This window comes from Vibrio sp. CB1-5 (genome assembly GCF_059412285.1).
Genome location: NZ_JBJHPB010000021.1, coordinates 1 through 12514 on the forward strand (window position 1 = coordinate 1; position 12514 = coordinate 12514).

Here is a 12514-nt window from a genome sequence, read left to right on the forward strand (position 1 = left end):
TTTTTTTTTTCAAGCAGAAGACGGCATACGAGATACGCAACCATACCAAGGAACTGCGCTAGACGGTGCGCCTTAAATTTATCGGCCAATAAACCAATAATTGGAGCTGCAAGGCCTGCAACACCAAAGAAACCCATTGCTAGACCAGCGTTTGCAAAGCTGCCTGTACGCTCTGCAACAAAGGCAGGCATGACAATCGGAATGAAGACTAGCTGTACAAAGCCGTAGGCAAGGTGGGCGGAGAACCAAAGTTCTATCCCAAGTTTGTTAAATAGATTTTTTAGCATAACTATTCTGCGCATCCCTCTTGCTTGTGTGAAAACACTGTCTGCTTTCATACCGCAAAATTTCAGCAAGCATCCTTCTGGTAAATAAGTAGGCCACCGTGGCCTTTCATTCTGACTGGTATCAAACAAGTACAATATCCATACGACGACAGACTAAATGTTACTCCGGGTGTAACATTTTATTATGTTATCCATAGATCATATTGCTTTGTTTGTTGATTATTAACTTACTACCAAACTTAAATATTGAAATAGCCTGAATCAATATTTTGAAAAAATAGTCATGCTCAATGTCTCAAAATTATAAAATATTCTAATTAGAAGAACTAAAATGTTAATTTAAAGCTAAATGCATTAGCACAAATGACAACTTTTGATCCAAAAAGGTTAAAAACCAGCATCTTTTATAGCCTTATTGACCTATAAACATCAAAAATAGAACAAACAGCTATCCAGCAAAAATTCGAATAGAAGTAACGATTTTAATTTACCAGCTAACACAACAGCCAGAAAAATATACCGCAGTAAAATACCTGGGTATTTTACTGCGGTATATTTTAACTCAGAAGAATTAATTTATTCATAAGTTGATTTCTATAATTGGACATTCAAACCAACAAAAGAAAACGAAAGGTAAATATAGTTTTTTCATGTCTTTCGGGCAGGTAACAAGATGAGTAGTTACCACCAACCCCGTATCAGTTAAACAGATATTGCCTGGCGCACCTGCATCATCAGCAAAGCCAAAAACGAACATACCGTGCTTAGCACGAACACTACTAATGACTTCACTATGAAAACTCCTTGCCTCGCTTTTTCAGCATAGACAAGAAATTCATAGATTAGCAAAGAATTAGCTTTATTTTACTGTACAAAAAACCAGCACAAATGACTACAAGTCAAATCATTCACCAGGCCAATGCAAGGGCTGACAACTCACTTTCGCACATTTTGACAGCATGCATTCAGGATGACAATAAGTCTGACCCAACCATCACAAAACGCTGTCGGTTTGTTCCTACACTTTGTAGATCTCGATCCTCTGGGTAAACGCTATGCTATTGAATAAAAGACTGCTGATTCTAATTCTGAGTGCCTTTCTAGTAACCGGTGCTAGTATCTTTGATCTGAACAACTCCCCTAGCCAGCATCAGCTTCAGGCATACGCGAACGTGGTTAAAGATACTTACGAGTCCAGGCTATTCTCTCTATCTCCCTATAAACAGGGGCATTTTGGTTTACGCATGTACCGCCAAACTCAAGACGAGAAATACCACACCACCATTTTGGTCGACCTTGCCAATGTGACTGACCGGTTGAATCAAATAGCAGCAGACGTCACCACGCCCAAAGCAATTCGTCAGCACTCGCTTGCTCGCCTAACTGAATACAAAAAAGGTAAAGATGAGCGCAGTCAGCGCCGTTATGCTGCAACCAAAAATAATCCAGACTACTTCTATATGGGACTCGACCTTTTACGGTATCTCGCCAGATTGCAAGAATATGGAGTCACTCATAAGTCTGATCAAAAATTACGCAAAGTGCTTCGAAGCTACGATTTTGAAAACGTTCTGACTGATAAGACAATGATTACCGCCTGGGCGGCGCAACTGGCTAACCAAGCGTATTGGTTACGGCAGATCGGTGAACAAGATTTAATTTCCAAGTTTGTCGACGCGTTCCAACGCACGTACCCAGATAGCGAAGACTATCGTTTAAGCAAGCAGCAGTTTGGCAACAAACTCTATGGTATGACGCACATCATTTTAGCGGATTCTGGTTACTATCAACGCCCAGTCAATGAAAAAGACCATCAATGGATTTACGATTATTTCCGTCGCAACATCGATGACATCATCAAGCACACCAAGGAAGATATTGTTGCAGAAGTTGGGATCAGCTTTTTATTAGCAGGACTTCATGATGATCCTGTTGTAAAGAAAGCACGCGCCGCTATCGCTCGTGCCATTGATAAGAAACATGGCATGATCCCATCAGTTTCTGGCGATTTCGATTTTGCTTATGGCGAGCATCGCAACGTGCTCGCCATTATGTTACTCGACTGGAAAGCACCCTATATCGGACCGAATGTATCATCGGATCCAAAGCTCTTTAGGCAGTTGCCTTACGGCGTGCGACCAGGTGCATCACGAAAAGATGGAAGCATCGAGAGAAGTTAGAAGAATCGGCCTTTGGGTCTATTCACTGCCAGGTTTAAACTGTCCTGACTGTAAAAACTTCACAATGAGCCCCGTAACATAAGGATCTCGACGTAACCTGTCATGCTTAATGTCAACCTCAATAAAGTCTTGCATGCCTTTTAGCTTCGTTGACTCAACGGACACCAAACCATCATTGGTTTTGGCAAACATACCATTGAACACCGGGTAACTTTGTGTGCCAGCGATAACGCCAAAATTATAGTTGGGAAGTGGAAGACGGTTTGGAAAGCTCTCTGGTTTTGTCGTCAATGATTCTGCGGTGCCACCCACTAATGACAGCATCCAGGTATCAGAAAAGAAATCAGCAACATCACTACCATGATTAGGTGTGCCTACAAAAACCACATTGCCCATTTGCTCAGAATGAACAAAATCAGGTTGCTCCGCAAGATAAGAGCGAATCACCAAACCGCCGAGGGAGTGACCTACAAAATGGATCTTGGCGTGATTTTTTGAAGCATGGTTAGTCAAAGCATAGTTGGTTGGTACGTATTCACCAGAAGCATGCTCCGCCAATGCCTGACTATCTCTCTTCTGTCTAGAGTCATAGAACTCTGAGATGCAGCGCGACAATTCTTCGGCACTTCGATCCAAAGTGTTTTCGATGGGCTGACGCAACGTTGGATAATCTACGACACAGACTTGATAACCTTGTTCTTCAATGCCTTTCGACATATTTTGCATCGACCAAGCGCTACGAGCTAAACCATGCACTATCACCACCTGCTCGCCATGATGAGCCTGATACTGCGCGTCAGTGACATCCATTTCGGGTTTGCTACATCCTACGAGTAATATTGCGGGTACAAACAGTGCCCAATTCTTCCGCATCATGTTACTTCTCTCCAAACCACTGATCTGCTTTTAGCATATCAAACTGGTACTACCTGTACTAGAAGGAGATAAAGGGATTTTTGTTCCAAATTACGACATATTAGTGGTTGATAGAAGATTGAGAAAACGTGTAGCTCAACTTATTGATATAAAAACTATTAACAACTGAGAGATAGCAAAAGACGGGCAATCTTGAACTCGATACTACTTACCCCAATACTCACTCTCTAATGCGGAAGCAAAATCATAGTTTTGCCTCCTGAGCTCGTTAGATTTAATCACTTAGATTAGCTCCGCTTTCAATTAACCCATAGAAATACAAGGCTTAAATGATCAAAACAGTCACTTTTTCGTGATTAATATAGAAAGCGACAACAGTTATTCACTTTACGTACCAGACTAAACAAAACATTCACCAGGCCAATATCAGCCTTGTTTGATATATGAATTAACTTCGCTATGTTGAAGGTGAGTGCACTCCTATTTTCAATATCCATCGCCAAGCACGCCTGGCGGTGAAGATCTGCTTACCTATAAATAAGGAGTGGCATTATGTCCACAACCATAAAAAATCGAACACTGGTGATGGCCATTGCGCTTGCTTTTACGTCGACAACAACGTTGGCTAACGATACCGATGGAGATGGTATCAATGACAATCTTGATGTTTTCCCTTGGGATCCAACCAAATGGGCTTTGCCATTTCATGAGTTGCCCACCGTCATTGAAGCGGAAGACTTCGATCTCGGTGGTCAAGATGTTGCTTACTCGGATCGAGAGGTGGACAACCTAGGGTCAAAGAACTATCGAATCGAAGGGGTAGATTTCTCCACTCACGATGGCAAAGTCCATGTCGGCTGGTTTGGTCGCGGTGAATGGATGAACTACACCGTAAGCGTCCCTGAATCGGGTTATTATGAATTTTCGGCCTGGCTTGGTTCTAAGTCGACAAAAGTTCGCTCTATCGAACTGCATGAAGGGGATACTATCCTGGTCGACATGCCCTTCCTATCAAGTACAGGGGAGACAAGAAACTTTGAACAAACCCAACCACATACTCTGTTTCTAACCGCCGGTGAGCACACGTTTACTCTTTTTGCACGAGATGGTTCGGTACGCGTCGACAGAATACAATTCGACCTGTCACCACTATCAAAGGATTCCGATGGTGACGGTGTTGTCGATGCCGAAGATGCCTTCCCTAACGACCCAGCAGAAACTAAAGATTCAGACAAAGACGGAATAGGTGACAACCAAGATCCTGATGATGACAATGATGGCGTTCCAGATGTCGATGATGATTACCCTCTCGACCCAACACGTTCAGAAAATATCGCCACCAGCACTCAACCGGATCAATGTATAGGTGCGGAAAATCAGCAGCTGCTGTGTGATGTGCTCGCCAATGATCATGATCCTGAAAACGATCAACTCACCATTATACTGACAGAACAGCCAACATATGGCTCCATCAGTGTTGCTGAAGGCAAAGTCCTGTATACGCCTTCTGTTGATTTCGTCGGTCTTGATGAATTTAGCTACCGCATTGACGATGGATTCAATTTATCCGACCCAGAATGGGTAAGCGTACAAATAGATCGCACGACACCTATTGAGGATGCCGCCCCTATCTACACTGCCGGTTTCGAAAATGGAGACCCTCAATCAGGATTGAATCAAACGCTGACTGCTTCATTTTCAAGTAGCTATGACTCACTGACAAAAGAGCCAGCCAGCTACCATTATTACCAAGTAGAGAACGTCCCTTGGGCAAGAACGGGTGAGCATGTGCTCAAGTTTTATGGAGAGCCACCGGCGTATCGCAGTGAAATTGCCTTTATGAACAGTGATTACAATTTCGCGCCGGGGGATGATTACTATTACAGTGCCAGTATTCGCCCTGATGCATCATGGCAAAACATCACTAAGTACTCCATTATCGTTACGCAGTGGAAATCCTTTAGCTCTGGGCCACATGGCGCTATTCGACTGAGCAACAACGGCGACTTTAAGCTTACCTACCACGCACCTAACTATCCAACGGTGGATCTTGGTGTTGCGCCGCAAGACACTTGGACGGACATTCGGGTCTACTTCAAAAAATCGTTAGACGATGATGGTCGTGTGATGATCTGGGTAAATGGTGAATTGAAACTCGATCGCGCGGGTAAAACGCTACTGATTGGTAACAACGGTTATACCAAGCTTGGTATGTACACGGAGATTCGCGACGCAAGAACCCTATATTTTGACAACGTCTCGGTATCTAAAGCCATTAACCGCTCGTTAGAAGAATGGGGACAGGCGCCGGTAGATGGCATTTATAACGATAGTGACAATGACGGGGTGAGTAATGGACTCGATCCCTATCCTTTTGATCCCAATCGATAGCCAATAATACGCAGATCGGCGAACCGTCACTGACGATTCGCCGATCCAAAACTAAGTCACTCTATAAACACGTCACTCTATAAATAAAGTCGCTCTGCAACCTTGAGCAAGTCGAAAGATTTCGCTTAGTCTAAAAACTTCGCAACGTACCAACAGTCCGCTTCGATATCAAACTGCTCCGCACGAGCCCATTCCAGCCCCTTATCAACCAATTGTTTGGCGATACCTTGCCCACGAAATACATCCGGAACATAAGTACGAGTAAAGTTAATACTGTTACCGTTTAATTTATACTCCAACACACTCTCGTGGCCATCTTTCGCAACCACAAAACGTTGACGTTCTTGTTGGTGTTCAATCATAAAATCTCCAGATTCACGTCGGGATAGAAAGGCAAAGACTACAGAAATTCAGCGCGTTATGAAAATAGAAAACCAGTATTAAACATCAATCGTACCCCTAATTAGGGTCACTGCCTGTCCACACAGCTCAATACGCTCGCCTTTCACCATCATACCAACATAACCACCTCGCTCAGAATCCTGATACCCCACAAGTGAGCACTTGCCGAGTTTCTCTGCCCAGTATGGAGCGAGAGCGCAGTATGCGGATCCTGTCACAGGGTCTTCATTCACCCCAACCCAAGGGGCAAAGTAACGAGCAATAAAATCGACATCACTTCTCGAAGATTGAGCCGTCGCAATCACTGCCCGGCCATCCGATTCTAATAACGCATTAAAGTTTGGACGCAGATGGTGCAAGCTGTCTTCATGTTTCAGCACTAGGAAATCTTTCCCACCTTCTACTTCTCCAATAAACTCAATATCATCGCTGCTAAGCCCTAACGCAGCCAAACGCTCAGTTGAAATGGATGCCTGTGGGAGTGGTGGAAACAAAGGAAAGTCCATTGAAATCCGCGCACCAGATTTTTGCGCAGACAACTCTCCAGACAGAGTTTGAAAAGTAAACTCCCCTCCTGCTTCTAGCAGTCCAAGCTCATCTAACACATTAACGGTAGCCAAAGTGCCATGACCGCATAGCGCGACCTCAACTTGCGGCGTAAACCAGCGAAGTCGGTTATCACTAAGCGACAAAAATGCGGTTTCTGAAATCGCCATTTCCTTAGCGATATTGAGCATCAATGATGCTGGCAGCGGCTGCTGCGTAACACAAACCCCTGCGGGGTTGCCTTTAAACGGCTCGGCGGTAAACGCGTTTACCTGATAAATATCGAGTTTCATGAGAATGACCTTTTTACACCACTGCTGTGTAAAGAATAGATAATAAACGAGGGAATATCTCAATAAACCTGAAGCAACCTCGGAATCATGGTCACATTTGCTCCTATCTACAGCCGAGTTTCGTATATCAACTCACCGACCTAGACATGAGCTCCCTATGCACAACAAAACCCATCTGCCGAGTAAATTGTGCCCCGTGTGTCAACGCCATTTTAACTGGCGCAAGAAATGGCAACGCTGCTGGGACGATGTGAAGTATTGCTCAAAGCGCTGTGCTTCAAACAAACATCGATTACCACTCGATCATTGAACCATCGAAGGCTAGAAACTGACCATTGTTCTCACGCTGCAGCGACATCAACACACTCATGAGCAATCGTGCGGTTGTGTCTGCTGAAAACAGTTTGTGTTCAGGCACATTGGTTTGAAAAGGTTTTGAAAGAGAGGTATCGGTCGTCCCAGGATGTAGAGCAACAGTACAGGAATTAGGCATCAAACGCCCCCACTCAATACTGATATTTTTTAGCGCCATGTTCAGTGCCGCTTTCGAGCAGCGGTAGCTATACCACCCCCCTAAACCGTTATCACTGATACTGCCAACACGAGCTGAAACCGTTGCAAAACGAGGCGCAGCGGATCGCCTTAACAAAGACTGTAAATGCTGAGCAAGAAGCAGAGTCGGCAATGTGTTGATCTGCATCGCTTTGGCAAATCGCTCAGCCTCAATAGATTTCAGATTTTTCTCTGGCAGCTCGTGGTCGATAGAAAGCTGCCCAACACAGTTTATCACCCAATCCAGGCAAGCAGGCTGCCTAGCTGCCTGATTTCTTTCCCCTGATAGAACCTCTGTTATCCCTTCAACCAGAGACGCGTATTGCGAAGGCTCGCATACATCCAAAGGCAGCCAAGCAATGTCACTATAGTCTTCTGCTTCTTCTGGAATACCTTGTCGATATGTAGCCATTACTGTCACGTTGGGAAGTGTAGATAGAGTCTTGCATAGTGCCCAACCAATGCCGCCTGAGCCACCAACAATCAAAACGTTTAACCCTAAATCTGACATCCCTTGCTCCTAAACAGTGTAATGATTTATAACTCGTCAATTCGATCTAAATTGGCTTCCGCGGTCGTCAGATGCTCATCTTGCACTTCCGGCGCCATTCGATCCCAGGTTCGATATATCATCGCAACACGTGGGTTTCTCGCTAACTTGTCACGATGTTTGTGCATAAAGCGCCAATAAAAGCCATTAAACGGGCACGCTTGCTCTCCGCTTCTCTCTTTTACGTTGTAGTAGCAGCCACCACAATAATCGCTCATCTTGTTGATATAGCCGCCACTTGAGCAATACGGCTTTGTCGCAATGAGTCCGCCATCGGCGTACAAGGCCATTCCTCGCGTATTGGGCATCTCAACCCACTCTATGGCGTCGACATATATCCCGAGATACCACTCTTCAGCTTTGTCTGGGTCAACTTCCGTCAACAGTGCAAAATTACCCGTGACCATAAGGCGTTGAATATGATGCGCATAGGCAAACTCTAGCGATTGAGAGATGGCATGCTGCATGCAGCGCATTTTCGTTTGCCCAGTCCAGTAAAATTTGGGCAAAGGCCGATGTGCTTCAAGGGCATTTTTGTACTGATACTCCGGCATATTGCTCCAGTACATTCCACGAATGTACTCGCGCCAACCCAATATTTGACGCACGAAACCTTCCACCTGCGCTAAGCTAATTGAGCCCTCTGATTCGGAGTAGGTATTGATTGCGGCGTACAACACTTCCAACGGAGACAACATTTTGCTGTTGAGTGAAAATGACAACCGACAGTGATACAAACTCCACATCGAATCATGCTCCGCCGTCAACGCATCTTGAAATCGGCCAAATTTAGGTAGGCAGATCTGGCAAAAATGGGCGAGTAAGTTCAGCGATTGCTCGCGATTAATCGGCCACAGCAACTGCTGGCCGATCTCTCCAATGGACTCAATATCGTGTCTAACCATGCGATCGATGACATCACGGGTAGAGTTGGCGAATAGGAGAGGCGCTGGTAAGTCATTTAAGTCATTGCTTTTTAATTTATTTCTGTTGTCTGCATCAAAACTCCATTTTCCTCCAAGCGGTTTATCTTCGCTTTCCATCAACATGCCATGTTTCTTGCGCATTTTCCGATAGAAGCGATCCATAACGATCGCTTTCCCTTTCGGAAACAGCGCTTCGATCTCTGGAAACGGCAACAGAAAGTGCTCGGTATCCACCTCTTTCACCGCTATATCCGGCAGTGCGATTTGTCTCAGTTGCTCGAGCAAACGCCATTCGTCAGGTCTTTGATACTGAAAATGCTCGGCGCCATGATGTAGACACTTTGCGAAAATGAGTTCGTCTAGCGATTCAAACCGAGCGCTGTCATCAAGCGTTAAATGCTCAACATGATGCCCCAGCTCTGCCAACGCGTTAGCAAAGGACTCCATAGCAAGAAAGAAGGCGACCTGCTTTTGGATGTGGTGAGTCACATACTCAGACTCTTGTTTTAACTCAGCAATAAGATAGAGCACGCCATTTTCTACATCTGAAAACCAAGAGTGCTGTAAGTTGAGTTGATCACCCAGTATGAGTCGAACCGTATGATACGCCATCGCTACTCTCCCTTTCTATTGTATGTTGGCAGTCAGTTTTGCCCGTGATATCTGGCTCCGTCTGTATGATGCGACATCTTCAGCGGGTCATTTAGCTGTTATCAAGTGGCCAATCCACCATGTCTACCGCATCTACACTCATAGATATGCCATCACCTTCCCACTTACGAATGAAAACTTCATCAGGATCATAGAGTTGTGTCTGTTTTTGTAAGTCAAACTTACGATAAGAACGAGGGTCAGCCCCGACACCTGCCAAGTACTGCCAATTCCCCCAGTTCGAACCCACATCGTAATCAATCAATGTATGCTGAAAGTAGTTAGCGCCGTAACGCCAATCAATGGCAAGTTCATGGACAAGACAACTGGCCACCAGTTGTCGGCCACGATTAGACATATAACCTGTCTGTTTGAGCTGACGCATACAAGCGTTTACAATTGGATAGGGGGTGGTGCCGTTTACCCACTGACGGAATCGCTGAGCATAAAAAGAAGTCAACGGCGACTTGTGCTTAATACCTGAAAACGCGAACAAGCTGGCGCCGTGGCAGCGAGCGTACCAATGAAAATATTCCCGCCACAGCAGCTCGAACACAATCCAGTAGGTCGACTCGTTGGCACCAACCCGCCTTTCAAAACGATGCAGTTGACTAACAATCGTTCTCGGTGACACATTGCCATTGGCAAGCCACAACGAAAACTTGGTGGAGCCTCGCCAGTCGTCCAAAGCATTGCGTGTCTGCTTGTAGCTAAGCGCAGCATCTGTCTCGAAATATCCTCGCACATGCGAAAGTCCTGCAAGCTCGCCACCCCGGATGCCTTGTTCTCCCATATCTAACGCCTGCTCGAAGCATCCGTACGCTTCAGGAAGTCCTTGGCGATTGTTAATCGGAGGTGGCAGCTCAGTCACCGTACTTCCGGGAAGAGCGATGGGCTGCTTTTCTATCAGCTTTCGAAACTTTGAAAATGAATCGGGTAAATCAGACAAGTCGAAAGGTAATGTGTTTTCACTAAACAGACTGTGACTTTCTTCTCTATGTACAGTGAGTCTTGGGTACTGACGAACCAAGTGATCCACCACAGTCTCAGCGTACCAACTTGCTGTTTGTGCAACGAACAGGTCAGTAATGTCATAGCGGCCAATCAGTTCGCTTAACTGCAGCGATGCTTCCCCAAGGCTATTTGCCTCCAACTTGTGGAGCACTTGCCCAATTTGTCTGAGGGACTGATTAAGCTCTCCGACTGACTGCATTACAAAGTGCTGCTTGGCATCATTATTGATTTCAACCGGGAGAAATCGGCGTTCAAACTGTGTCTTTAATTCAGGAAAAAACACGCAGTGAAGAGAGCTAACCTCTCTAGCTGCTTTGGAGAGCAGTGCGTTGTCATGCAGCCGCAAGTCGTTATAAAACCAATACAATCCTCGTTTGATGGCCATCTTGTTCTCGCTATGTTCGTCGCGTTAAGCGTGGGCAGTGTTTACACATACGTACAGACGCGCTAGTTAGCTTAGTCAATGAGTGGGCGGTTCGCGAAGTACGCACGTAAGAAGTGTGTCTAAACCAAAAGAGGCTTGCGTTATGGCACTCAAAAAAACACTCAATAATCTCGCCCCACATTTTGAGCCAGGAGGAAAATACCAAACCTACTACCCACTGTACGAAGCTGTCGCTACCCTTTTTTATACGCCCGGTCACGTAACCCAAGGCCGCACCCATTTGAGAGACAGTATCGACTTGAAGCGCATCATGATCATGGTATGGATTGCGGTCTTCCCTGCCATGTTTTGGGGAATGTACAACATAGGTAACCAAGCAACAGCGGCACTCAGTGTCACCTACACACTGGATGAACTGGTGCCCGTGTTTGAGCAAAGTTGGCGCTTGTCTCTAGCGTTTGGATCCCCAGAGACACTGGCCAGTGCCGGTTGGGGTAGTGAAATGTTCTACGGCGCACTCTTTTTTCTACCTGTCTACGCGACGGTGTTTATCGTCGGCGGTTTTTGGGAAGTGTTGTTCTCTATCGTTCGTAAACACGAAGTCAACGAAGGTTTTTTCGTCAGCTCTATCCTGTTTGCACTTATCTTGCCCCCCACGATTCCCTTGTGGCAAGCAGCGCTTGGCATCACCTTCGGGATAGTGGTTGCAAAAGAAGTATTTGGAGGGACAGGGCGTAACTTTTTAAACCCTGCGCTTGCCGGACGGGCTTTTTTGTATTTCGCCTACCCCGCTCAAATGTCTGGAGGGGCAGTATGGGTGGCTGCCGATGGTTACTCGGGCGCAACGCCACTGAGCCAATGGTATGAAGGTGGCCAAAGTGCGCTTATCAATAATATGACGGGTGAAACACTCTCTTGGAGTGATGCCTTTATTGGTAATCTGCCAGGCTCCATGGGCGAGGTGTCGACGCTGCTTATCATGCTTGCTGGCATATTCTTGATTGCGATAGGCATCGCCTCTTGGCGAATTGTGCTTGGCGTATTGATTGGCCTAGCTGCTACTGCGACATTACTCAATCTGATTGGGTCAGATAGCAACCCTATGTTTTCCATGCCGATATGGTGGCACTTTGTGATTGGTGGTGTCGCGTTTGGTACTTTCTTTATGGCGACCGATCCGGTTTCCGCTGCATTTACTGACTCGGGAAAACTGGCTTATGGTGTACTAATAGGCGTCATGACCATCTTCATACGCGTGCTAAACCCAGCTTATCCAGAAGGCATTATGCTCGCTATCTTGTTCGCGAACCTGTTTGCTCCGCTGTTCGATCATGTGGTCAAAGAGTCGACGGTTAAGCGCCGAACACGTAGGATGAACAAGTTTAATCAATAATGTTCAAAAAGCGTCCAACGCAAATTGTAAACTGCAACAGCATTTATAAGAGTGCTGTTGCTGAAGCA

10 protein-coding genes and 1 pseudogene are annotated in these 12514 nt (G+C 45.7%); 4 read left to right on the forward strand and 7 right to left on the reverse strand.

The window, feature by feature from the left end; translation table 11 throughout:
- Positions 1-287, reverse strand: a pseudogene (locus ACJB0T_RS14750) (MFS transporter); the annotation flags it as partial.
- Between the two features lie 1055 nt (positions 288-1342).
- Here ACJB0T_RS14750 and ACJB0T_RS14755 point away from each other — a divergent pair.
- Positions 1343-2467, forward strand: a complete 1125-nt coding sequence (locus ACJB0T_RS14755) for a DUF3541 domain-containing protein (protein WP_479294286.1) — start codon at positions 1343-1345, stop codon at positions 2465-2467.
- A gap of 18 nt (positions 2468-2485) precedes the next feature.
- Here the strand turns inward: ACJB0T_RS14755 and ACJB0T_RS14760 are convergent, their stop codons facing one another.
- On the reverse strand, positions 2486-3343 hold the full coding sequence (locus ACJB0T_RS14760; protein WP_479294288.1) for an alpha/beta hydrolase: 858 nt from the start codon (positions 3341-3343) through the stop codon (positions 2486-2488).
- 552 nt (positions 3344-3895) lie between these two features.
- On the opposite strand from ACJB0T_RS14760, the gene ACJB0T_RS14765 reads away from it, so the two are divergent.
- A complete protein-coding gene (locus ACJB0T_RS14765; protein WP_479294290.1) occupies positions 3896-5734 on the forward strand; it encodes a heparin lyase I family protein in 1839 nt (612 codons plus the stop codon).
- 125 nt (positions 5735-5859) lie between these two features.
- Here the strand turns inward: ACJB0T_RS14765 and ACJB0T_RS14770 are convergent, their stop codons facing one another.
- Both ACJB0T_RS14770 and ACJB0T_RS14775 read right to left on the reverse strand, forming a co-directional pair.
- Positions 5860-6096: a GNAT family N-acetyltransferase gene (locus tag ACJB0T_RS14770; RefSeq protein WP_479294292.1), complete on the reverse strand. Its 237-nt coding sequence runs from the start codon at positions 6094-6096 to the stop codon at positions 5860-5862.
- 78 nt (positions 6097-6174) lie between these two features.
- Positions 6175-6975: a PhzF family phenazine biosynthesis protein gene (locus ACJB0T_RS14775; RefSeq protein WP_479294295.1), complete on the reverse strand. Its 801-nt coding sequence runs from the start codon at positions 6973-6975 to the stop codon at positions 6175-6177.
- 157 nt (positions 6976-7132) lie between these two features.
- On the opposite strand from ACJB0T_RS14775, the gene ACJB0T_RS14780 reads away from it, so the two are divergent.
- Positions 7133-7285, forward strand: a complete 153-nt coding sequence (locus ACJB0T_RS14780) for a DUF2256 domain-containing protein (RefSeq protein WP_479294297.1) — start codon at positions 7133-7135, stop codon at positions 7283-7285.
- On the opposite strand, the gene ACJB0T_RS14785 is transcribed toward ACJB0T_RS14780, so the two are convergent.
- From ACJB0T_RS14785 to ACJB0T_RS14795, 3 genes are all read right to left on the reverse strand, one after another.
- A complete protein-coding gene (locus tag ACJB0T_RS14785) occupies positions 7268-8038 on the reverse strand; it encodes an SDR family NAD(P)-dependent oxidoreductase (RefSeq protein WP_479294299.1) in 771 nt (256 codons plus the stop codon). The genes ACJB0T_RS14780 and ACJB0T_RS14785 overlap by 18 nt on opposite strands.
- A gap of 26 nt (positions 8039-8064) precedes the next feature.
- Positions 8065-9615, reverse strand: a complete 1551-nt coding sequence (locus tag ACJB0T_RS14790) for a cryptochrome/photolyase family protein (protein WP_479294300.1) — start codon at positions 9613-9615, stop codon at positions 8065-8067.
- A gap of 91 nt (positions 9616-9706) precedes the next feature.
- The gene (locus tag ACJB0T_RS14795; protein ID WP_479294302.1) at positions 9707-11053 is read right to left on the reverse strand and encodes a DASH family cryptochrome; all 1347 of its coding nucleotides are present in this window, start codon (positions 11051-11053) and stop codon (positions 9707-9709) included.
- A 142-nt stretch (positions 11054-11195) separates the two neighbouring features.
- Here ACJB0T_RS14795 and ACJB0T_RS14800 point away from each other — a divergent pair, with 142 nt between their 5' ends.
- Positions 11196-12446, forward strand: a complete 1251-nt coding sequence (locus ACJB0T_RS14800; protein ID WP_479294304.1) for an NADH:ubiquinone reductase (Na(+)-transporting) subunit B — start codon at positions 11196-11198, stop codon at positions 12444-12446.
- The last annotated feature ends 68 nt before the right edge of the window (positions 12447-12514 follow it).